This window comes from Kocuria sp. (genome assembly GCF_030538595.1).
Classification (GTDB): Bacteria; Actinomycetota; Actinomycetes; order Actinomycetales; family Micrococcaceae; genus Kocuria.
In genome coordinates this window covers 30,268-53,080 of record NZ_JAUNTS010000018.1, presented here as the reverse complement: position 1 = coordinate 53,080, position 22,813 = coordinate 30,268, and the positions used below count along the sequence as shown (strand labels likewise).

Below are 22,813 nucleotides of genomic sequence, written 5' to 3'. Positions count from 1 at the left end.
TGAACCATGAGCACCGATCCGCGAGTCGCACTGCAGTCCCTCGTTTCAGCCCTTGAGGAGCACCTGGCCGCCCTCTCCAACCGCCGCAGTGACCAGGACCCCGCCGTAGACAGCGCCTACGTGGCCATCGCTGATGCTTTCGATGCCTACGAAGAATCGCTCTACGACAACTTTGATGAGGTCACCCCGCTCACCGTTTTCGCCGAAGACGATGATGACGACGACTACGAGGACCTGGAAGAAGCCGACGACGACTCCTCACCGTTGGATGAGGACGATTATGACGACCTTGACGACGACGAACCGCAGGAGAACCGCTGAGCACTTCTGCCGCGGCGGGGATGACCTGATCCCGCAGCGGTCACTCCTCCGGAGCCGACCCGCCACGCGGTCATCACGATGAACAAGGTCGCCGCCCACAGACTGAATGTGGGCGGCGACCTTGTCATGTGGGAAGAACACAGTGGTGTGGTCACAACTGTGAGCGATCCCGCAGCTTGTCGGTGGCCCACAGCCAATCCACCTGTTCTAAGGTGGCCGAGTGGACTGGCTTTCAACAATCATTCTCGGCATGGTGCAGGGACTCACCGAGTTCCTGCCTGTCTCCTCCTCAGCGCACTTGCGCATTGTGGGAGAGTTCCTTCCCGGCGGCGCTGACCCCGGCGCGGCTTTTACCGCCATCACCCAGCTGGGTACCGAAACCGCCGTCGTGATCTATTTCTGGCGCGACATCGTGCGGATCGTCAAGCATTGGGCGCTGTCCTTGGTGGGCCGTGTGGACCGCAAGGATCCCGATGCCCGCATGGGTTGGCTGATCATTGTGGGTTCGCTGCCCATTGGCGTGCTGGGTCTTTTGCTTGAAACCTGGATTGACACCACGTTCCGCAGCCTGTGGATCACCGCCACCATGCTGATTGTTTTTGGTGTGTTCCTGGGCATCGCGGACAAGATCGGCAAGCAGGTCCGCGGCTTGGAGAATCTGACCGTCAAGCACGGTTTGCTCTATGGCTTTGCCCAGGCTTTGGCTCTGATCCCCGGGGTGTCCCGTTCCGGCGGCACCATCACGGCCGGCCTGCTCATGGGCTACAAGCGTGAAGCTGCTGCGCGTTATGCGTTCCTGCTGGCCATTCCCGCCGTTTTTGCCTCCGGGCTCTACAAGCTGGCCTCGGAAATCGCCTCGCCGTCACCCGCCGCGTACTCCATGACCCAAACCCTGGTGGCCACCGTGGTGTCCTTTGTGGTGGCTTATGTGATCATCGGTTGGTTCATGAACTACATTTCCAGCCGTTCCTACGCGCTGTTCGTGTGGTACCGCATTGCTTTGGGCCTGGTGGTCTTCCTGCTCCTGGGCTTCGGCGTGATCTCCGCGATCCCCACGGTCACCAGCCTTTGATCCTGCGGGCAACCCCACCCGTCGTCGTTTCTCCCCGTCATTTTGAGGTGTCCATGAAGTCTTGGTCCGCGCGGCCCGTCCCCCCGCTGCCGCACAGCGCGCCCGTTCCCGCAATTTTTGACACGCGTACCCGGCAGGTGGAGCAGCTGCCGCGTCAGGAGCGCGCGAGTCTGTACGTCTGCGGCATCACGCCCTACGACGCCACGCACATGGGCCACGCCGCCACCTACGTTGCTTTTGATCTTTTGCACCGCAGTTGGCTGGATGCCGGAATCCCCGTGGACTACGTTCAAAACGTCACGGACGTGGACGATCCACTCCTGGAGCGAGCGGACCGCGACCAGGTTGATTGGCGCGATCTGGCGGCCGAACAGATTGAGCTGTTCCGCACGGACATGGCTGCCTTGAATGTGCTGCCGCCCGCTCACTACACGGGGGCCACGGAGTCCGTGGAGTGGATTGTCCCGGCGGTTGAGGATTTGGTGGGTCGGGGACTGGCCTATCGTGTGCCCGGCAGCGATGGGGAACCGGATGGGGATGTCTACTTTGACGTCAACGCGGTGGGTGCTCTGGGGGAGACCGGTAACGCTCCCGCGCAGCCTCAGTCCGCCTGGGCGGCCCCGTGCGGCCCGGACGACGGCGGAACGGGTGCGTGCCCGGGGGCCTGGCACCTTGGTCAGATTTCCAACTTGAGCAGACAGGAGATGCTGCCGCTGTTTGCCGAACGCGGTGGTGATCCGCAGCGTCCGGGGAAGCGTGATCCGTTGGACCCGCTGCTGTGGCGCGTGGAACGTCCCGGCGAACCCGCGTGGGATGGTGGCTCTCTAGGGCGTGGTCGGCCGGGATGGCACATTGAGTGCTCCCTGATTTCTTTGCAGTACCTGCCTGCCCCATTCACCGTGCAGGGCGGCGGTTCAGACCTGGTTTTCCCGCATCACGAAATGGGTGCCGGGCACAGTTGGTCGCTCTCCGGCCACCCCATGGCTCGTAGCTTCATGCACACGGGCATGGTGGGTTTGGACGGGGAAAAGATGTCCAAGTCTCTGGGCAACCTGGTGTTGGTCTCCAAACTGCGTGCCCAAGGTGTTGACCCCAACGCCATCCGATTGGCCATCATGTCTCAGCACTACCGGACGGACTGGTTCTGGACGGATGAGTTGTTGGCCCAAGCCCAGGAGCGATTGGCGCTGTGGCGCCAGGCAGTTGATGTGGCGCAGCCGGGCTCTTTTGATGCCGCCTTGGAGCAAGTGCGGATCGCTCTGGCGCAAGATCTGGACACGCCGGCAGCATTGGCAGCTGTGGATGGTTGGGCCCAGTCAGTGATCGCCGGTGCACCGGGCTCCGGGGACACCTTGGCGCGCGATGCGGTGGAAGCCCGCCTGGGCATCACCCTCTAAACTCCGCCGAAAACATGGTTTGATGCAATTTGAGCGCGGTTTTTCCCACCAAACCATGTTTTCGGCGGAGTTAGTCCTGTTCGCGGCGGCGTAGGAAGCGTTCAAACTCCTGGGCGATCGCATCCCCGGAGGCCTCCGGGAGGTCGGTGGTGTCCTTGGCTTCTTCCAGCTTGGCCACATAGGCGGCGATTTCTGGATCGTCCTCGGCCAACTCGTTGACCCCACGCTCCCAGGCTTCCGCCTCCTCCACCAGTTCCTCCATGGGCAGGCGCAGACTCAGCAAGTCTTCCAGCTTGCGCATCAGGGCCAGCTGCGCTTTGGGCGACGGCGACTGCCCCACGTAATGCGGTACCGCTGCCCACAGGCTCACAGTGGGAATCCCGGACATGGCTGCCAGATGGGAGAGCACCCCCACAATGCCGGTGGGACCCTCATATTCGGAGCCGGAAACTTCAAGCTCATCTTGAAGTTCATCCGTATCGGAACTCATGGAAATCGGGATGGGGCGGGTGTGCGGGACATCCGCCAACAAGGCTCCCACCATCACCACAAAATCAACCTCTATGGCGGCGGCTTGTTCCAGGATCTCGGCGCAAAATCCCCGCCAGCGGTAGGACGGCTCCCAACCGTGAAGTAGCACCAGGTCCAGGTTGGTGCCATCCACCGTGGCAGTGGACAACTTGGTGGTGGGCCAGGCCAACTTGGGCTCCCCGGCTGCCGAGCGAATCATCCGAGGACGCGAGTATTGGTAGTCGTAATACTCATCGGCAGCCACTTCAAAAACTTCCCTGGCACCGTAGTGCTCACCCAGAAATTTGACGGTGTCCGTGGCGGCGTCCCCGGCGTCGTTCCAGCCCTCAAAGGCGGCCACCAAGACCTTGACCCGTTCCGGTGTGCCAGCTTCATGCACCACTCCGAATGGCCCCGCCTCAGCTTGGGAACCCGGCTCCGGGGCTGACGGGGTGCTGGTTTCCTCAAAAGCGTTCACCCATCTCACTCTACGCGGGTCCGGGCACCAGGCCAGTCGCAGGGGCCGTCACGCCTGCGCTCAGCGAACGCTCCCGCAGACCACCCGCCCCGCCGTCGTGCTTCCACCTGCGGTCCGCATTCGCCCTCAATTGATACGCAAAAGACCAAATGTGGTACGCAAAGGACCAAGAACTGCCTCGATCAGTGGCCATTTGCGTACCAACGCAAGCCAGCCGGGCCGACCCAGGCGCGCGAAGCCGTCCAGATAGGATCGTGGCCATGGCTTCACACACCCACCGAGGCGCAACACCCCCAACCACCGAGTACCTGCCGCAAGCTGTGCTCTGGGACATGGACGGAACCCTGGTGGACACAGAAGTGCACTGGTTTGCCGCTGAAGCCGAGCTGATGGCAGCCCACAACATCGCATGGGGCCATCAGGATTCACTGGACATGGTGGGGTCATCGGAGGAGAACACCATCAGAACCATGCAGGCCCACGGCCTGCCACTATCCGGCCCGCAAATCGTAGAGGGACTGCATTCCCGGGTCCTCAGCGGTATCCACCGTGACCTTCCCTTGCGTCCCGGGGCACTTGACCTGCTCCTTGAATGCCACGCGGCCGGTGTTCCCACGGCGCTGGTGACCAACAGCGGTTCCACCCTGGCCACCGCCGTCCTGGATCAACTGACCGTGATGGCCCGCGAGCGCGGGTGGATGGGGGAGCAGCTGTTCGAGGTTGTTGTCACCGGAGATCTTGGACTGCCCGGGAAACCTGCGCCGGCTCCGTATGTATTCGCCGCGCGGCGTCTGGCCGCCCTACAGGCCGAAGGTCGCCAGGCAGCTGACACCGCCACGTCCTTGGAACCGGGCCAGATGGTGGCAATTGAGGATTCTGTCACCGGCATCCGGTCCGCGCGGGATGCCGGTGTGACTGCGGTGGGTGTGGTTCATCTGACCTCGTTGGCAGACGCCGATGCCCATGTCCTGCTGGATACCTTGGATGGTGTGACGGTCACTGACTTGGGCACGTGTGTGCAGCGGGCGCAGAACGTGGAGCCCGGCCAGGGTGGTGTGGCCAGCTCTCACCACACATGGCAGCAGAGTGCGCCGAAAGACCAGGACACACCGTGAGCGGTCAATCCCGCAGCACGGAATCGGTGTCTGACTCGGGAGCACTTGGTGGCGGCTCCCGCTGGCGCCGTCCCATCCAGTTGGGCCGGGTCTTCGGATTTCCGCTGCACCTGGATCGGTCCTGGTTTGTGATTGCAGCTGTCATTGTGCTGCTCTACACCCCGGTGCTGCGGCGGGTGATCCCAGACATCGGAGCGTGGGTTTACGCCGTGGCGGCCATCTTCTGCCTACTTCTGGCGCTGTCCGTGCTGCTCCATGAGCTGGCCCATGCCTGGGCTGCGCGAGCCTTTGGCTGGCCGGTCACTCACATCACCCTGTCCCTCATGGGTGGGCACACCAGTTTTGGTCAGGCCAGAACTTCCTGGTGGTCATCACTGGTGATTTCGGTGGTGGGGCCGGTGGCCAATCTGGTCCTGGGTTTACTCGGGTGGTTGATTCTTGTGGTGGTGGCCCCGGCCGATCCGTCTGCGGGGGTCGAGGTGTTCCTTGTTCTGCTGGAACTCACGGCATGGGCCAACTGGTTTGTGGGTGTTTTCAATTTGATTCCCGGTCTGCCTTTGGACGGCGGCCGGGCTCTGGAAGCCGTGGTGTGGGGTGTCAGCAGGCGTGAGTTCGTGGGCACGCTGGTGGCGGCTTGGACGGGTCGGATCATTGCCGCGGCCACGGTGGCTTTGCTGCTGGTCACCGGCCTGTGGCGCTCCGTGGCCTTCGTGATCCTGGCCGGGTTGTTGGTCTGGATGCTGCTCTCCGGGGCAACTGCGGCCCTGCGCCGGGCCCGCGCGGCTCGGGCCATGGCCGGGGTCAACGCGGCGGACCTCATGGAACCCGCCATTTCGGTGCCCGCCCGCACTCCGTTGGCCGCGGTGGAGTTGATTCTGAGGGAGGCCTTCGCCTCCGAACCGGGGAAACCAGCCCCGTACGGGCCAGTTGCCGTGATCGTCACCGATGGCACCCCGGAGGAGTTCTCCCCGAACGACGCCGCATACGTTGGCCTGCTCAATCCGGCCCGGATCACGGCGGTGCCAGCTGTCCAACGCCCCGCGATCACGGTGGATGCCATCATGGATCCGCTGCCGCACGGTGCCGTCATCCGTGACGATCTTGCAGAATTGCCGCTGTTGGAGTTCGCGGCACGCAGCGGCCAGGGGGTGTTCGTCGTCGTGGATTCCACCGGCACCGTGGAAGGGGTGTTGCGCGCCGGGCGGCTCAATGAGGTTTTGCAGCAGGCGGGCTTGTGAATCCAGGGCTGCGCTGAGGATGACACAATGGTCTGCGCTTGAAACTTGTGCATCCGCAGGCAACCACCCAGCCCTTGGAAAGTGAGCCCATGACCTCCTCCCGCAACGCCGATTCCGCCGGAACCTTCACCCAGGACGGGGCTGTCCAGGGCGGTGTTGAGGCTGAGGCATTGCGTCAGAACGCAGAAGCCACAGAAAGCGGGAGTGCAGAAGCTACAGAGAGTGCAGAGGCCGCAGACAGTGCAGCCGCCACAGGAGGCGTTGGACCCACCGGGGCGATCAATCGTCGCGGCCCCATGCGGGAGGGCGAGCGCATCCAGCTCACAGATGACCGCGGCCGTCTGACCACCATCACCTTGACGGCGGGGGCTGAGTATCAAACGCACAAGGGTGTTCTGCCGCATGATCTGCTGATCGGTGAGCCGGAGGGCACTGTGGTGCAGAACTCCGTGGGGATTCAATACCAGGCCTTGCGTCCGCTGATGAAGGACTTTGTCCTTTCCATGCCCCGCGGTGCCGCTGTGGTGTACCCCAAGGACGCCGGTCAGATTGTGACCATGGGAGATATTTTCCCTGGCGCGCGGGTGGTGGAGGCTGGTGTGGGTTCCGGCGCATTGACCATCGCGTTGTTGCGCGCGGTGGGGGATGAAGGCAGCGTGCACTCGTTCGAGCGGCGTGAAGAGTTTGCTGACGTGGCCGCGGGCAACATTGCCACCATGTTCGGCGGCAGCCACCCCGCGTGGAAGTTGTCCATCGGAGACTTGGCGCAGGAGCTGGGAGCTGCCGAGCAACCCGGTTCCGTGGACCGTGTGGTTTTGGACATGCTGGCGCCCTGGGAATGCCTGGATGCGGTGGCGCACGCCCTGGCTCCCGGGGGAGTGGTCATCTGCTACGTGGCCACGGTGACCCAGTTGTCCCGGACGGCCGAGGCCATGCGCACCGATGGTCGGTTCACGGAACCGGACGCACACGAAACCATGGTCCGCGGCTGGCACGTGGAGGGTTTGGCGGTGCGCCCGGATCACCGCATGGTGGCGCACACCGGTTTCCTGATCACCGCACGGCGGTTGGCTGACGGCTCCCCGCGCTTGGCGCCCAAGCGCCGCGCCTCCAAATCTGATTACACCCAAGAGGATCTGCAGGCCTGGACCCCGGTGGCATTGGGCGAGCGTGAGGTGTCGGACAAGAAGGCACGCCGCGCCAGTCGGGATGCCCAACACCTGGCCAACCGGGCTGCCGTGGCGGATTCTCAGGCCCGCGCCGCGTCCCAAGGAGTCGAGCCCGCACCGGATGTGAGTTGATTCAGCAAGCATCCAGATCAGACCGTTACGCTGTGGCACGAACCTGCGGGCGGGCTTCATGCCGCCCGCCAACTATCGCCACGAACCGCGTGCCGTACGGCGCGCGTCTGGAGGATCACGTGCGTAAGGCTTGGCTGACGACTGGAACTGCGATTGGGGCGGCACTGCTCTTGACCGCGTGTTCCTCCGGTGGCTTCAATTCGGTGGAGCTCACCAACGATCCCTCCGGTGGCCAGGTTCCGGAGGTCACCTTTGAAACTCCGGTTGAGGTGGAGGAAAACCAGACCAAGGTGCTGCGCGAAGGCGATGGGGCGCAGATCGAGGACGGCTCCGTATTGCTGGCTCAGGCCGTGATTTACCGCGGCTCCGACGGTGAGGAAGTGGGGGAGTCCTATTCCTCCGGTGCGGGTCAGATTCTCAAGGTTGACTCCGGTCTCAAGGAGCGCCTGCCGGAGCTTTACGACACCCTGACGGACATGAAAGTTGGCGGCATTCTGGCCTACTCGTCCCCCAGCACGGCCGGCAACTCCGGTCAGGAGGGTGACAACTCCACCTCCGTTGAGGTTTACGAAATTGTCCAGGAGATCCCCACCGAGATTCAGGGCGAAATGTCCGATTCTCCGGAGGGATTGCCCTCGGTCACTCAAAACGACGACGGCGTTCCCGAGTTCGGGGAGATCTCCGGTGATGCCCCGGAGGGCATGGTCTCGGAATACCTCATCGAAGGTGATGGTGCGGAAGTCCAGGAGGGCCAGACCGCCGTGGTGAATTATGTGGGTGCCCGTTGGGAGAATGGCGAAACCTTTGACTCTTCCTGGAAAACCGGCACTCCGGCTGTACTGCCGTTGGACAATGCGATTGCTGGATGGTCCGAAGGGCTGGTGGGGAAAAAGGTTGGCTCCCGCGTGATCCTGTCCATCCCCGCCGACAAGGCTTATGGCACCACCGAAGAGCTGGGGGAGGATTCCGATTACCCCACCGGTGACCTGCTGTTCGTGGTGGACATTCTGGCCGCCGTGGACACCCCAGAACCGGAGCCCCTACCTGAGCCCACGGCCTCCGTGGTGAATGAAGGTGATGGCGAAGAGGTCTCAGAAGGTGACACTCTCTTGATGACCAGCGCCGCCGTGACCAATGGCGAACCTGGGCAAGCCACGCCCACGGTCATGACCCTGGATGAGGCCATGAAGGAGGAGGACTCCTTCACCTATGACCAGCTCAAGGATGCCCGCGTGGGCACCACGGTGGACATCACCCGGTCCACGGACGCCGGGGCAGGTCAGGTGACGGAGACCACCACCCGCTACACCGTTCGGGAGATCGTCCCTTCCGAAATTGACGGTCTGATGTCACCCACCCCGGAGGGGCTGCCCATGGTCACCCAGACCGAAGGTGGCGCACCTGAAATCAGCACCCCAGAGGGAGATGCACCTAATGACGTGGTCTCCGAATACCTTATTGAAGGAGATGGCCCCGAGGTTCAGGAAGGCCAAACGGTGGCCGTCAACTACGTGGGCGTCCGGTGGGAGGACGGCGAAGTTTTCGACTCCTCCTATGAACGCGGTGCTCCGATTGCGTTCCCGTTGGACGGCGTGATTGAAGGTTGGTCTGACGGTTTGGTGGGCAAGAAGGTGGGCTCACGCGTGATCATCTCCATTCCCGCGGACAAGGCCTACGGCACCCAGGAGGAGGTGGAAGGATCACAGAATCCATCCGCACCCTCCGGTGACCTGATCTTTGTGGTGGATATCCTGGGAGCAACGGACACCCCGGCAGCAGCCTCAGCAAGCCCCACCCCCTGACCCTCAATCCCTTCCTTTCCTGAGAAATTCCACGAACACCACACGGAGGAATCCATGTCTTTTGGACAGCGCAACTTGGACCGCAGCAAGCCTGAAGTGGACTTCCCGGGGGGAGAAGCGCCAGCTGAGCTGAAGATTGTGGATCTGATTGAAGGCAAGGGCGCCACCGCACAAGCCGGGCAGCAAGTCTCCTGTCACTACGTGGGCGTCACCTTCTCCGAAGGCGAGGAATTCGATTCCTCCTGGAACCGCAACCAGCCGTTGGACTTCACCGTGGGTGTCGGCCAGGTCATCGAAGGGTGGGACCAAGGACTGCTGGGGATGCGGGTGGGAGGCCGACGTCGTTTGGAAATCCCCTCGACCATGGCCTACGGCGAACGTGGCGCAGGTGGAGTCATTGGTCCCAACGAATCCCTGATCTTTGTAGTGGACCTCCTTGACGTTCGCTGATGCTGGCCTGATGCTCGCTGGTGCTTGCCTGATGTTCGCTGATGCTGCCCTGCCGTCCTCGGAAACATTCCGTGCCCGTTGATCAGCAGCGGCGCGCTTCCGAACGTCGCCTCAATCTGATTTTTGCGCTGCTCTACCGGGAGCGCGGGTACACCCGGTCGGAGTTGCGAGCCGCAGTCCCGGACTACACGGTCATGCCCTCCGATGCCGCTTTCGAGCGGGCTTTCGAGCGCGACAAGCAGGAACTACGTGCCTTGGGATTTCCCATTGAAGAAGTCCCGGAGGATGCCTTTTTTGAGGAGGATACCGGGTTCCGATACCGGATTGCCCGCGGTTCCTTTGCGCTGCCCGCATTGCATTTCACCGCAGAAGAGGCCGCTGTGCTGTCCCTGGCAGCCAACGCCTGGACCCAGACTGCCCTGGGCAGCACCGCACGGCGTGCTTTGCGCAAATTGGAGCCGGTGCTGCAGCCCGCAGCCGGCGACGACGACGCCCCCCTCATCCAGCCCACCATCTCCGTCCAGGAACCTTCCTTTGCGCCGCTGATGGAAGCGGTGTTGAAGCACCGCCGAGTGGGTTTTGACTACCTGGCGGCTTCCACCGATGAGCTCTCCACACGGCGTGTGGAACCGTGGGGCGTGGGCTCACGGTTTGGTTCCTGGTACGTGACGGGCTGGGATCTGGACCGGCAGGCGGAACGCACCTTCCGCCTCTCCCGGATTGTCTCCGATGTTCGAGTGACCACACACACCTTCACCCCACCGGGTGACTTCTCCATGAACGAACGGCTGGATGCCATGGAGGCCGCACCGGAGTTGGGCTCCGTGACCGTGGACGTGGCGGTGGGCCGTGCCCAGATGTTGCGGCGCATGGCCTCCGCCACCGCGCACGGGCAGGGCCTTGAAGGTGCTACGGGGAAGTTCGACCGCTTGACCGTCCCGGTCACGGAGCCCGAGCGAGTGGCAGCGGAGATCGCCGCCGTTGGCCCGGACGCGTTTGTACCAGCATCAGATGAATCAGCTGCCATGAGTTTGCAGTCCCGGGTACGCGACAGCGTGCTGCGCCGCTTGGAGGCGGCTGCGGCTTTCCAGCAGCGTGTGCAGGACGTTCCGGTGGACTGGACCAAGGCCTCCCGAAAGCCTCGGCGATCCTCCAATTCGAGTGCAGACCGGCTGGCCCGCATGTTGGAAATCGTCCGTTACGTCTACGGTCATCAAGGTGTTCAGCTGGAGGAGGTGGCACAGCATGTTGAGGCTTCCACGGACCAGGTGGTGGAGGACCTGACCACCTTGTTTGTCTGCGGGCGACCGGGGCACACGCCCGATCAGCTCATTGAAGCGTCTTGGGACCAAGGTGCTGTGACCGTGACCAACGCGGACGAGATTTCCTCCCCCGTGCGCCTGACCCAACCGGAGGCGGCCGCTTTGCTGGTGGGCTTGCAGACTCTACGTTCCTTGCCCGGGGAACACACACCAGCCATTGAATCCACACTGCGCAAAGTGGCCGAGGCCGCGGGGGAGCCTGCCACCGTGGCCAATGCCGTGGGGGCACGCCCCGATGAAACCTTCTTGGCCCTGGCCGCAGCAGCCCAGGAAGCCCAGGAGCCCCACGCCGAACACGACACCTCTTCCGTGGTGGCTGCCACCTTGCGGGGCGCCATTGATGCCAAGCAGCGGGTTCGGATCAGCTACATCGTGGCCTCCCGGGATGAAATCACAGAGCGGGAGATCGACCCCCTGCGTCTGGTGTCGGCGAACTCCCACTGGTACGTGATGGCCTGGTGCACCCGCGCCCAGGACTTCCGCGACTTCCGCCTGGACCGCATCCGTAGCGCGGTGGTGGTGGGGGAGGCTGAACCCCACGAAGACGACGTCGCCCGCCCGCCCGCAGCCACTGCCGCCACCGCTGACCAACAGCTGGTGCTGGTCACGGACCGGCGGGCACGTTGGGTTGCCGATCAGTACCGGGCTCGACGCACGGCGGCCGTCAAGCTGCCCAGGGCACGACGCCGAACGTCACCGGCCCCCACCGGGTCACCTGGATCAGGGCGGGTTGGTGCCAGTGGTCCGGTGGAGTTTGAGGCGGCGGAGATTTCTTTCACCACCGAGGAACTGGCCTTTTCTCTGGTCACTCGTTTTGGTGGACAGGTTGGCATTGTTGGACCGCACGCCCATGCCGCTCGCGGGCAACTCTGGGTGAATACTGCGCTGGCGGCCTACAATTCGGACGGTCCGCAGGACAGCTGAGGGCTAGACTGCTGGTGATGTCTTGGTGGATGTGGGTTGTGCTGTGGACCGTACTGGTCCTGATCAGCGCCGGTTTTCTGGCGTTGCTGCTCTGGCGGCTCTGGCGTCAGGTCTCTGCAATGTTGCACCGATTGGGTGACTACGGGGACCATGTGACGCACAGGCTTGATGAGGCCGCGGACGCTGAAGCACATCCACACCACCAACCACGCCGATCCGACGTGTACACGCCTTGGCTTGAAGCCCGGAGGCAGTACCGTAGTGGCAAATCAAAACGACGCACGGCCCGCTCTCAACGTCGTTCGGCACGACGCCGGGCGATGGGCCAGCCGCAAAAGGTCTCCGACCTGACGCGGTGACACCGAAAGGAACATCATGTTCGGTCGACTTTTCGACAATCCCATGGTTGTCATCATGATCCTGCTGGTCATTGTGCTGCTCTTTGGCGCCCCCAAGCTGCCGGGCATGGCCCGCAGCCTGGGCCAGTCCATGCGCATCTTCAAGTCCGAGGTCAAGGAAATGAAGGATGACGACAAGGACCGCACCGTGGTCAACGGTGAATCGGTGGAGACCACCGGCACCCAGCAGCCCGCCACCGGCCCTTCCACCAATAGTGGCCACACCGCACCGCAGTCCAACGGTTCCACCAGCACCTCCGCTGAATCCCCGGCAGACTCAGCGGTGCGCAACGAATCTGACGGCACAACACGCTGACCTTTCACCTTCCATGAGCGATACCCCCACCGGCGAAACCCGACCCACGGCACCCGAGCAACGCCCCCAAGCCTCCAAGAGCTCCGCGGCGGACACAGCAGCACAGCGGCGCAAGTCCAGCCGTGCTCAGCGCAGCCGTAGGAAAAACCCGCAGGCTCAAATGGCTCTTGCCGAACATCTGCGGGAGTTTCGCAACCGGTTGATCATTTCCGCCATTGCCACCGTGATCGGGATGGTGGGTGGTTTCTTCCTGTACTTCCCGTTCATGGAATGGCTCACCGAGCCCATCAAGCAACTCAACCAGCAGGAAAGTCGTGAGGCTTTCCTGAATTTCGGTGGAGTGGGCGGATCCTTCAACGTGATGGTGGAGGTTTCCATCATCTTGGGGCTGATCATTGCCAGCCCCGTGTGGCTGTATCAGCTGTGGGCTTTCATCACCCCGGCGCTGCACAAGAAGGAAAAGCGCTACGCCTACGGGTTTGTCATTGCCGCCGTGCCGCTGTTCCTGGGCGGTTGCTTCCTGGGCATCGTCACCATGCCCGCCGCGGTGTTCGCCCTGACGGCGTTCAACCCGGAAGACACGGGCAACGTGATCGAGGCCGTGCCCTATGTGCGCTTTGTGCTCCAGTTGATCCTGACCATCGGCTTGGCCTGTGTGTTGCCCGTGCTGCTGGTGGGCCTGAACATGCTGGGGATGCTCTCCGGACGAACTCTCCTCAAGGCGTGGCGCTGGGTGATCATCCTGGTGCTGCTCCTGGCAGCCATTGTGGCTCCGGGCCCGGACATGATGGTCATGTTCTACATTGCTGCACCCCTGATGGGTCTGTTCTTTCTGTCTGTGGGCGTCTGCTTGTTCAATGACCGACGCCGGGCCAAGAAGCGCGCAAAACAAGAAGGCGACTACTCCGCCGACAGCATCAAGGCCACGCCCACAGCTGACCTGAAGTAGTCCCACGGCGGATCGTGTACCCAGCACGTAGGGTTGAACCATGCCTTCTCCCTCCGAACGCTACGCAGCCGCCAAGAAACGTCAGGCAGAGGCCAAGACTGAGCTGGCCGCCTTTGCGGCTTCCCTGGATTTTGAGATGGATGATTTCCAGCTCCAGGGGTGCAGAGCCCTTGAAGCCGGGCGCGGAGTTCTGGTTGCTGCACCCACCGGTGCGGGCAAGACAATCGTGGGGGAGTTTGCCGTCCACTTGGCCTTGGCTCGCGGCCAAAAGGCTTTCTACACCACCCCCATCAAGGCTCTGAGCAATCAGAAATACCACGATTTCATGCGCCGCTTTGGGGCTGACCGGGTGGGGCTGCTCACCGGGGACACTGCGGTGAACTCGGATGCAGATGTGGTGGTGATGACCACTGAAGTGCTGCGCAACATGCTCTACGCGGGGTCCTCCACCCTGGCCAACTTGGGCTTTGTGATCATGGATGAGGTGCACTACCTGGCCGACCGCTTCCGCGGTGCCGTCTGGGAAGAAGTCATCATTCATTTGCCGGCCACCGTCCAGATGGCCTGCTTGTCCGCCACCGTCTCCAATGCGGAGGAATTCGGTGACTGGCTGGGGGCCGTGCGCGGTTCCACGGACGTGGTGGTCTCCGAACACCGCCCGGTGCCCTTGTGGCAGCACGTCCAGGTGGGCACCGAACTCATGGACCTCTTTGTGGATGATTCCACCGTGGAACATGTGGTGGATCGGCGTCGTCATGCGCGGGAGCGCGGCGACCATGACGGTCCGGCTGTCAATCCTGAGTTGATCCACTTGGCCCGCAGTCAGGCACCCGGTGGATACCGGGGTGGGCGCGGGCCGGGAGGACGGTCCCGGGACAGAATGGCCCGCCGCCAGCGCGGCCGGGACCGTTCCGCAGATTTTGGCGGGCGGGATCACCGCGGAGGCCAGAACCTTCGGATCTCCAGGCCGCATTTGATCAGGCGGCTGCAATCCGAAGAATTACTGCCTGCCATCACGTTCATCTTTTCCCGGGCTGGTTGTGATGATGCCGTCAAGCAGTGCTTGGCGGCTGACCTGTGGTTGACCACCGAATCGGAGCGCCAAACCATTCGCACCGTGGTGGCGGAGGCCGCGGCCACCCTGGATGCCTCAGATTTGGAGGTGCTGGGGTTCTACCCCTGGCGTGACGGGTTGTTGCACGGCGTTGCCGCTCACCATGCCGGACTGTTGCCCCTGTTCAAGGAAGTGGTGGAGCAGCTGTTCGCTCAGGGGCTGGTCAAGGCGGTTTTTGCCACGGAGACACTGGCACTGGGGATCAACATGCCCGCCCGGTCAGTGGTCCTGGAACGCTTGGACAAATTCAATGGGGAGTCCCGCGTGGACATCACACCGGGGGAGTACACCCAGCTGACGGGCCGTGCGGGGCGGCGTGGGATTGATGTTGAGGGCCACGCCGTGGTGCTGTGGCGGCCGGACATGGACCCCAACATGGTGGCTGGTTTGGCCTCCAAGCGAACGTACCCGTTGATTTCCAGTTTCCGGCCCACGTACAACATGTCCGTGAACCTCATGGCCCACTTTGGTGCCCAACGCTCCCGCACCATTCTGGAATCCTCCTTTGCGCAATTCCAGGCTGACCGCTCGGTGGTGGGACTGGCCCGTAAAGTACGGGCGCAAGAGGAAACTCTGGCTGGCTACCAGGAGGCCATGACCTGCCACCTGGGTGATTTCACGCAGTATGCCAAGCTGCGCCGCGAGCTCAAAGAGGCTGAAACCGCTGCTGCCTCATCCCGTTCACATGCCCGGCGCACCCAGGCCGCTGACTCACTGGCGCAACTACGCCCGGGGGATGTGGTGGAGGTGCCGCACGGGCGCAACCGGGGGTACGCCGTCGTCATCGCCGCCGATTCCCGGGCAGACCAACCGCGTCCCGTGGTGGTCACCTACGACTCCAATGTGCGGCGGCTGAACACTCAAGACCTGGATGGCACCATGGCCCCGGTGTCCTACGTGAAACTGCCGAACAAGCTACGCACGGACACGCTCAAAGACCGCAAGAACATTGCCGGATGGATGCGTCAGGCCCTCACGGACGGCAAGCCGCCGCGCGGAGGCCACGCTCACAACGACGACGCCCCCGGCCGGCCCCGCACCCCCATTCAGTTTGCGCGCAGCGAATCTGGTGCGGAGGCCCGCATTGTGGAGCTGCGGCGAGCGCTCCGGGAGCATCCCTGCCACGGGTGCAATGACCGTGAGAATCACGCGCGATGGGCACAGCGTTGGGATCGACTGCGCAAAGACACGGACGGTCTGCTGCGCCAGCTCAACAATCGTACGAATGCCGTGGCGGCGACTTTTGATCGGATCTGCGGTGTCCTGCAAACGCTGGGCTATCTGAGCGTGGCGCAGACCGGTTCGGGGCCGGACTCGGAAGAGCTGGTTCCCACGGCCGCTGGCGAACAGTTGCGCCATATTTACGGTGACCGGGATCTGCTCCTGGCCATGAGTGTGCAGGACGGGCTGTTCTCCGATTTGGATCCTGCTGCGCTGGCAGCAACGGTCACCTCCCTGGTCTACCAGGCCAAGCGGGAGGATGCAGGCATTCGCCCGGTGATGCCGCTTCCGGCCATGGAACGCGCCGTTGATGGCATGATCCGCAACTGGTCAATGCTCACTGACCAGGAGGAACTACACCGGGTCAAGACCACGGCCGAACCCGAGTTCGGTTTGGTCACCCCCATGTACCGGTGGGCACGTGGTGCCTCCCTGCACGTGACGTTGGATGAAACGGAACTGGCCGCGGGAGACTTTGTCCGGTGGACCAAACAGGTGATTGATCTGCTGGACCAGATGGCATCCATCACCACGCTTGATCCCGCGCTGCGCACCGGATGCAAACGTGCTGTTCAGCTGATCCACCGCGGTGTGGTGGTCCAATCCGTCCAAGAAGTACCCGAAGACACGAATGACTGACATCTCCATGCCCTCCCGCTCCGATTCCACGCCCGCACTGCTGCACAACGGCTCCGTCTACAGCCAAGCGGACCCTTTTGCCTCCGCCATGATCGTGGAAGCAGGTTCCACCAACCCGCACGCCCGCCAGGTGGTGTGGGTTGGCTCCGAACAAGCCGCCCGCGCCGTGCGCGATGATCGTATGACGGTCACTGACTTGGACGGGGACCTCCTCACCCCGGCATTCGTGAACAGCAGTACGGACGTGACCGCCGCCTCCCAGCCCTTGGCCCAGGTGCTGCAGACCGCAGCCAGTCAGGGTGTGGCCGCACTGGTACACACCGGAACAGACCTGGGACCGGAGGCACTGACGGATTCCGCCACGGACCGCCTGCCCACACTGTTTCACTCACCTACGGTGGATTCCGAACACCCCCGGGATGCTGTCGTTGACATCCTCAACGTGTGGGCGGCCTCAGACCAAAAACCCTTCACGGCCTCACCCCTGGTCGGCCTGCGGCTTCAACTTTCAGAGCGGGTGAAGCACACGGATCTGGCACAGTTCCTGACCTTGTGCATGGAGCACAGGCTGCGGCCCACGGTGGTGCTCAACACCGAGCGAGACACGGTGGCCCTGACCAGCGTGCTGCATCAGCTGGCCGCTGAGCGCGGGGAACGCCAGCTGAACGCCAGCGGTTTACGACTGGAGATCAGCTCAACCGTGGGCCTCCACCAGGTGCGCCACTTCCTCGATGGCATCAGCGGATACACCACAACGGTGTGCCTGGATCCGCTGGCCACGCAGGTGGCGGCCGAGTTCTATCGGCGGGGGACACCCGTGACCTTGGGCTGGCCGGACCCGGGCATGAACCCGTGGAGGGCCATGAAACAGTTGCTGAACCTCCCGGAGGCAGACCAAAGCATCTCCACCCGAGCCGCCTTCACCGCAGCCACCCGCGGTGCGTGGCGAGCACTCGGACGCGGTGGTCCCATGAGCGGCCAACTCGTCCCTGGAGCGCCTGCATCCTACGCCCGCTGGGAAGTCCAAGCGCTCATGGTGCAGGCCCCGTCCGGCACAGGTGCCTCCTGGAGCACCGATCCCCGTGCCCGAACTCCACTGCTGCCCGCGCTGGAGGATGAAGCACTACCTGTCTGCGTGGCCACTGAGGTCAATCCGATCGTTGCGTGAGACATGGCCTGTCGTGGCCGATCCATCCGCTCAGGCATGGCACAGTGAACCCAAATGGTTTGTCCGTAGGTCACCGCTGGATAGACTGGCCGCCTACTGCCGGACGGGCCGGGTGCCCTTGGAAAACATGTGCGTCACGTAGCCCACGGGCTCACGCACATGGCCCGAAGACACCCGGTCCGTTCAGCGGGTGCCGGCAGCCTGAATCCACGTACTTGCCTGGCACTCTTTGCGAAAGGAAACCAACCGCGTGCGGTCCCTCATCATCATCCCCACTTACAACGAACGTGAGTCCCTGCCCACCGTGATGGACCGCTTGCGGCGCGCGGTTCCGGCCGGAGACGTTTTGGTGGTGGACGACAACAGCCCCGATGGCACCGGCGACATGGCAGATGCCATGGCCGCAGCCGACCCCCAGATCCATGTGCTGCACCGCACCGAGAAGAACGGATTGGGCCAGGCCTACATTGCCGGCTTCAAATGGGGGATGGACAACGGCTACGACATCCTGGTGGAGATGGACGCCGACTGCTCCCACCAACCGGAGGAACTGCCCAAACTGCTGCAGGCCGTTGAGAACGGCGCTGATCTGGCCATCGGTTCGCGCTACGTGCCCGGAGGCTCCACCGTCAACTGGCCGTGGTACCGCCAGTTCATCTCCCGCGGTGGCGGCATCTACGCCCGCTTCTTCCTGGGCTCCAACATCCAGGACATCACGGCCGGATACCGCGCCTTCCGCGCCTCCACTCTCAAGGCCATTGACCTGGACACCGTCACCTCCCGCGGATACTGCTTCCAAATTGATCTGGGATGGCGCACCGAACTGGCCGGTCTGAAGGTGGTGGAAGTCCCCATCACCTTTGTGGAGCGTGCAGAAGGTGTGTCCAAGATGAGCGGTGACATCACCAAAGAAGCCATTGTGAACGTGGCCAAGTGGGGCACCACCGCCCGAGCCCGCGTTCTGCGGGACAAGTTCAACAACGCTCTGGGACGCTGAGCGCATACCCTACGACGACGCCGCCGGAACCTTGGTATTCAAGGTTCCGGCGGCGTCGTCGTAGGGCAAGCGGCTTGGCTGCGCCAGGTGAAGGTCAGGCGCGCCTTGCGCATTTCAGAGCGCGTGCTGCTCCCGGTAGAACTTCAAGCGCTGTTCCAGGATGTCTTCCAATTCCTCCGTGGTGCGGCGCTCCATCAGCATGTCCCAGTGGGTTCGCTGGTGCTTTTCGTTGGGGTTCTCAGGCTTTTCGCCGTTGACGATCACCGCTTCCTTACCGGATTTGGAGACCCACACGGAGGGAATCTCAGCTTCGGAAGCAAAGGTGACAAATACTTGCTCGCCATCCTCAGTGCGGTATTCCACGCGCTGCCGCGGTGCCGGCTCCACGCCGGCTTCGGACTCCATGGACTGTGAGCCCAGGCGCATGCCTCGCAGGCTGCGGTCACTCATCAGGTGCAACTCCTGTCAGTGGAAAACATGGTCAAACGTGAGTCAGCGGTCCAGTCTACCCGGGGCGGTGTGAACAGAGCCCACCCGTCTCAGTACGGGCCACTGATCTCAGGATCATTCAACGCCTTCACCGCAGCCTTTGTTCCCGGGCTGCCGCACTCCACACCACGTGGCCCATCCCAACACTGGAGAACTGGAGCTGGGCACAGAAAAGGGTCCCTCGTGATCTGCACGAGGGACCCTTTCAGGGTTCATCGGTGAGTATCCACTCAGCGGGCGGCAGGGCGGTCGTCGTCGTTGTGATCCGGGACGATCCCGTAGGTCTCCTGGTGCTCGGCTGTGAAGGGGGAGTCCTTGCCGGCGCCTCGACCACTGTTGTCGCCGGGGATCGGGGCATCCAGGTCCACGGGAGCATGTGGGTCAATGGTTTCCGGCTCCGGAATGGTGAAAGCATCCGGGTCGGCAACCGCGGTGGAGGGCTTCAGGTCTTCGTCCGTGACTTTCACGGTCTCCGACTTCACGATCCCGTCATCAGCCTTGGCGGCCTCCCGAGCTTCAGCCTCAGCTTGTTCCTCTTCCTCCATGACATCGCCCCAGTCGCGGCCCTGATCGGGCTTGCCCAGGAACTCACCCACGCCGCGCAGGGCATCGCCCAGTTCAGCGGGGATCATCCACACCTTGTTCGCGGAACCTTCGGCCACCTTGGGCAGGGTCTGGATGTACTGGTAGGCCAGCAGCTTCTGGGTGGGCTTGGCGCGGTGAATCGAATCAAAGACCTTCTGGATGGCCTGAGCCTCACCGTCAGCGCGCAGGATGGCTGCCTTGGCGTCACCTTCTGCGGAGAGCACCGCTGCCTGCCGCTCACCTTCGGCGGTGAGAATCTGGGACTGCTTTTGGCCCTCAGCCGTCAAAATGGCTGCACGGCGGTCACGCTCGGCGCGCATCTGCTTTTCCATGGAGTCCTGGATGGACGGCGGGGGAGTGATCTCCTTGATGTCCACGCGGGAGACCCGCAGGCCCCAGCGACCGGTGGTGGAATCCAGCACGCCACGCAGCTCCGCGTTGATCTTGTCACGCGAGGTCAGGGTTTCTTCGAGGTTGAGGCCACCCACCACGTTACGCAGGGTGGCCGAGGTGAGTTCATCCACGGCGTGGATGTAGTTGGTGATCTCATAGGTGGCTGCCCGAGGGTCGGTGACCTGGAAGTACACCACCGTGTCGATCCCCACCACCAGGTTGTCCTCCGTGATCACGGACTGGGACGGGAAGGACACCACCTGTTCACGCAGGTCAATCAGGGGAAGCAAGCGGTCAATGAAAGGCACAAGAATGTGCAGCCCCGGATTCAGGGTGGCCTGGTACTTACCCAGGCGTTCTACGATGCCGGCACGTGCCTGCGGGATGATGCGCACTGCTTTCAGCAGTGTCACCACCGCCAGAATGATCAGCACCGCCAGCAGGATCAGCAAAACCATGGTGTTTCCTTTCGGATGGTCTAGGTGGTCTGGATGGTCTGTGTGGATGAAGTGGGCTCAGGGGATGAGGTGGGCCATGAGCTCTGGTCCCGCCAGGCAGCCCGTTTTAGGGGGTGGCGCGTAGCGGTTCAGGCTTCCACCGTTGGCCCGGCAGGTCGTAGTGGCACGTGGGTCACCACAACCGTGGCGCCGTTGACCCGTTGAACAAAAACCTGTTGATCCACCTGATATTGGTGATCGCCCTCGGCCCGCGCGGTCCAGACGTCCCCGTCCAAGCGAACAAGTCCGGTGTGGGCAGTCACCGGCTCCAACACCAGGCAAGGCTGTCCGGGCAAACGGTCGGTGTTGGAGAGCGCATCCGATCCCGGGGCTTGATGCAATCTGCGCAGCAGGCGGGGTCGGATGGCAAAAATCAACAGCACCGAAACTGCCGCAAAGGTCAGAACTTCCAGGATGAGATTTCCACCGGAGACCGCAGACAAGATGGAGGCGGCCAACGCACCACCGGCCAGCATCAGGAAGGTCAGATCTAAGGTGAGGATCTCCACCACACCCAACAGCAGAGCGATGATCAGCCAGATCACCCAACCGTTCATCAGGATCCATTCCAACACTGGTTCTCAGTCCTCCTGTTCGGGTGCGGCCACCTGGCTGTGTTCCGTCTGGTGCCGCGTCCATTCACCGCAGATGCAGAGATGTTTACATCTGTAATCACCATCTAATCATTGCCTGTCGTCTGGATCACGCTCACACACCCCATCAGATCATGTGACACCAAGTTGTGACACATGCGGGGGTTGCGCTCTGTGCGGAGCCTCCATCTCCGGTGCCTTCTGAGACAAAGCCCACCGGAAAGACTCTGTTCATCTTGCGTTCACCTTCCTAAGCTGGTGCAGTCATACAACGTCGCGCTGCCAGGAAATCAGGGGAACACCGTGCGAATTTTCACGCCCATTGCGGCAACAGCCGCCGGGGCTTGCCTGACTGGCATGGCCGGGGGACTGCTGGCCCTGTCCACGGCGCAATCCCGTCTGCCGTCGATCATGGCTTGGCTCATGAAGCCTGAACCTGACCTGGATGGGAAAGTGGTTCTGGTCTCCACCGGGATCAAGCACTCTGGCGACCACGACCCTGCGCAGGCTTGGCGCAAAACGTTGACCGCCGAGCATCACGGGGCCGTGCTGATTGATCTCCGGCTTCCTGCAGGTGCGGGGGAGAAGCAACACCGCCACATGCATGACTTGGCCCAGCGCATTCCGGCTGACCTGCGGCGCGAGTTCACCCCGGATGGTCTCCTGACGACTCACCGGTGATCTCACCCAGGACATCCACGCGTGGTGGGCGCAGGATGCTGCGGGCCACATTGCGGTAGTCGTAGCGGTCCAGGAGGCGGGCGGCTGTGTGGTCGTCGATGTCATAGGCATGTGCCAGCAGCCGTACATTTTCCGTGTAAAAGGCGTGCAGCTTATCCACGCCACGGATGAAATCCAGTTCTTTACTCATGGCCCGGACCTTTCCGGTTGTAGAAGGGCCGCCCAATTTTGGGCGCACTGGGGATCAACGCTAACCCTCCAGCCCTCGCCCCAGAAGGGGAGCGGCACGCTTCTCAGATGAACATTTGTGGTCGCACTGCCGGTGTGCGCTGCCCGGGGCGGTTCTGCTGCCTGAGTGCGCCTGGGGCACCGCTCACACCGACCATTGCCATCACCGTGGGATCGGGCGGCGCCACAGGAGAACCTCGGCATCAACAGTCCCAGGAACTTTTGTGACACCGACTTGTTCAAACCCTTGGCGCGCGTAATAACGCTTCAACGGTTCATTCGAGGCGGCACAGTCCAATCGCAACCATTCGGCACCGCGGCTAAAGCCCTCAGCGCTGGCCCAGTCCAGAAGGTGCGTACCCAAACCGCGGCCAGCGTGGGCTCGATCCACCATCAAGCCGTGCACATACACAGAGGTCGGGGGACGCTCCGGCCAGAAGTCGTCGTCCACATCCTGCAACCGAACAGCTGCGTAAACAATCTTGCTGGATTCCACCGTGGGTTCATCCACAACAACATGCCACAATCCGGCTCTGACCTGGCTTGCCACAGTCTCCTCGGTCAGTGATCCAGCGGGCCACTGGTCAACGCAGTGGCTGGCCAGCCACTGTTCAA

At 62.8% G+C, this 22,813-nt stretch carries 21 protein-coding genes; 15 read left to right on the top strand and 6 right to left on the bottom strand.

Going from position 1 to position 22,813, the window contains the following annotated elements:
* Window positions 1-6: 6 nt before the first annotated feature.
* The 3 genes from Q4G32_RS13095 (at window position 7) to mshC (ending at window position 2,790) form a co-directional block, all read left to right on the top strand.
* A complete protein-coding gene (locus Q4G32_RS13095) occupies window positions 7-321 on the top strand; it encodes a hypothetical protein (RefSeq protein WP_303352041.1) in 315 nt (104 codons plus the stop codon).
* 220 nt (window positions 322-541) lie between these two features.
* Window positions 542-1,393 (top strand): undecaprenyl-diphosphate phosphatase, encoded by an 852-nt coding sequence (locus Q4G32_RS13090; protein ID WP_303352039.1) that lies wholly within the window; start codon window positions 542-544, stop codon window positions 1,391-1,393.
* Window positions 1,394-1,446: 53 nt separating this feature from the next.
* Entirely contained in the window at window positions 1,447-2,790 is a 1,344-nt protein-coding gene (mshC, locus tag Q4G32_RS13085; protein WP_303352037.1) for a cysteine--1-D-myo-inosityl 2-amino-2-deoxy-alpha-D-glucopyranoside ligase, read from the top strand.
* Window positions 2,791-2,860: 70 nt separating this feature from the next.
* Here mshC and Q4G32_RS13080 read toward each other — a convergent pair whose 3' ends face one another.
* Window positions 2,861-3,778 (bottom strand): PAC2 family protein, encoded by a 918-nt coding sequence (locus tag Q4G32_RS13080; protein WP_303352035.1) that lies wholly within the window; start codon window positions 3,776-3,778, stop codon window positions 2,861-2,863.
* 260 nt (window positions 3,779-4,038) lie between these two features.
* On the opposite strand from Q4G32_RS13080, the gene Q4G32_RS13075 reads away from it, so the two are divergent.
* The 11 genes from Q4G32_RS13075 to Q4G32_RS13025 all read left to right on the top strand — a co-directional run bounded on the left by Q4G32_RS13075 (window position 4,039) and on the right by Q4G32_RS13025 (window position 18,732).
* Window positions 4,039-4,893: an HAD family hydrolase gene (locus Q4G32_RS13075; RefSeq protein WP_303352033.1), complete on the top strand. Its 855-nt coding sequence runs from the start codon at window positions 4,039-4,041 to the stop codon at window positions 4,891-4,893.
* Window positions 4,890-6,131, top strand: coding sequence for a site-2 protease family protein (locus tag Q4G32_RS13070; protein ID WP_303352031.1), 1,242 nt, complete (start codon window positions 4,890-4,892; stop codon window positions 6,129-6,131). The genes Q4G32_RS13075 and Q4G32_RS13070 overlap by 4 nt, the downstream gene beginning before the upstream one ends.
* A 296-nt stretch (window positions 6,132-6,427) precedes the next feature.
* On the top strand, window positions 6,428-7,432 hold the full coding sequence (locus tag Q4G32_RS13065; RefSeq protein ID WP_303352099.1) for a tRNA (adenine-N1)-methyltransferase: 1,005 nt from the start codon (window positions 6,428-6,430) through the stop codon (window positions 7,430-7,432).
* Window positions 7,433-7,521: 89 nt separating this feature from the next.
* Window positions 7,522-9,234: an FKBP-type peptidyl-prolyl cis-trans isomerase gene (locus tag Q4G32_RS13060; RefSeq protein ID WP_303352030.1), complete on the top strand. Its 1,713-nt coding sequence runs from the start codon at window positions 7,522-7,524 to the stop codon at window positions 9,232-9,234.
* A gap of 54 nt (window positions 9,235-9,288) precedes the next feature.
* A complete protein-coding gene (locus Q4G32_RS13055; RefSeq protein ID WP_303352029.1) occupies window positions 9,289-9,684 on the top strand; it encodes an FKBP-type peptidyl-prolyl cis-trans isomerase in 396 nt (131 codons plus the stop codon).
* A 71-nt stretch (window positions 9,685-9,755) separates the two neighbouring features.
* A complete protein-coding gene (locus tag Q4G32_RS13050) occupies window positions 9,756-11,930 on the top strand; it encodes a helix-turn-helix transcriptional regulator (RefSeq protein WP_303352028.1) in 2,175 nt (724 codons plus the stop codon).
* Window positions 11,931-12,305: 375 nt separating this feature from the next.
* Complete coding sequence (tatA, locus tag Q4G32_RS13045; protein ID WP_303352026.1) at window positions 12,306-12,644, top strand: Sec-independent protein translocase subunit TatA; 339 nt, start codon at window positions 12,306-12,308, stop codon at window positions 12,642-12,644.
* Window positions 12,645-12,657: 13 nt separating this feature from the next.
* Window positions 12,658-13,593, top strand: a complete 936-nt coding sequence (gene tatC, locus Q4G32_RS13040) for a twin-arginine translocase subunit TatC (RefSeq protein ID WP_368660402.1) — start codon at window positions 12,658-12,660, stop codon at window positions 13,591-13,593.
* A 40-nt stretch (window positions 13,594-13,633) separates the two neighbouring features.
* Window positions 13,634-16,567 carry a DEAD/DEAH box helicase gene (locus Q4G32_RS13035; RefSeq protein ID WP_303352024.1) on the top strand — a complete coding sequence of 978 codons (2,934 nt, stop codon included), beginning with the start codon at window positions 13,634-13,636 and terminating at the stop codon, window positions 16,565-16,567.
* Window positions 16,560-17,735, top strand: coding sequence for a hypothetical protein (locus tag Q4G32_RS13030; RefSeq protein WP_303352022.1), 1,176 nt, complete (start codon window positions 16,560-16,562; stop codon window positions 17,733-17,735). The genes Q4G32_RS13035 and Q4G32_RS13030 overlap by 8 nt, the downstream gene beginning before the upstream one ends.
* A 250-nt stretch (window positions 17,736-17,985) precedes the next feature.
* Complete coding sequence (locus tag Q4G32_RS13025) at window positions 17,986-18,732, top strand: polyprenol monophosphomannose synthase (protein ID WP_303352020.1); 747 nt, start codon at window positions 17,986-17,988, stop codon at window positions 18,730-18,732.
* A 114-nt stretch (window positions 18,733-18,846) separates the two neighbouring features.
* Here the strand turns inward: Q4G32_RS13025 and Q4G32_RS13020 are convergent, their stop codons facing one another.
* The 3 genes from Q4G32_RS13020 to Q4G32_RS13010 form a co-directional block, all read right to left on the bottom strand.
* On the bottom strand, window positions 18,847-19,182 hold the full coding sequence (locus Q4G32_RS13020) for an RNA polymerase-binding protein RbpA (RefSeq protein WP_303352018.1): 336 nt from the start codon (window positions 19,180-19,182) through the stop codon (window positions 18,847-18,849).
* A gap of 269 nt (window positions 19,183-19,451) precedes the next feature.
* Entirely contained in the window at window positions 19,452-20,657 is a 1,206-nt protein-coding gene (locus Q4G32_RS13015) for an SPFH domain-containing protein (protein ID WP_303352016.1), read from the bottom strand.
* 128 nt (window positions 20,658-20,785) lie between these two features.
* Window positions 20,786-21,271 carry an NfeD family protein gene (locus Q4G32_RS13010; RefSeq protein WP_303352014.1) on the bottom strand — a complete coding sequence of 162 codons (486 nt, stop codon included), beginning with the start codon at window positions 21,269-21,271 and terminating at the stop codon, window positions 20,786-20,788.
* A gap of 321 nt (window positions 21,272-21,592) precedes the next feature.
* Here Q4G32_RS13010 and Q4G32_RS13005 point away from each other — a divergent pair, with 321 nt between their 5' ends.
* Window positions 21,593-21,970, top strand: coding sequence for a hypothetical protein (locus tag Q4G32_RS13005; protein WP_303352012.1), 378 nt, complete (start codon window positions 21,593-21,595; stop codon window positions 21,968-21,970).
* On the opposite strand, the gene Q4G32_RS13000 is transcribed toward Q4G32_RS13005, so the two are convergent.
* Window positions 21,936-22,160: a hypothetical protein gene (locus Q4G32_RS13000; RefSeq protein WP_303352010.1), complete on the bottom strand. Its 225-nt coding sequence runs from the start codon at window positions 22,158-22,160 to the stop codon at window positions 21,936-21,938. The two genes, Q4G32_RS13005 and Q4G32_RS13000, sit on opposite strands and share 35 nt — an antisense overlap.
* A 201-nt stretch (window positions 22,161-22,361) precedes the next feature.
* Window positions 22,362-22,748, bottom strand: coding sequence for a GNAT family N-acetyltransferase (locus Q4G32_RS12995; RefSeq protein WP_303352009.1), 387 nt, complete (start codon window positions 22,746-22,748; stop codon window positions 22,362-22,364).
* Window positions 22,749-22,813: the final 65 nt, after the last annotated feature.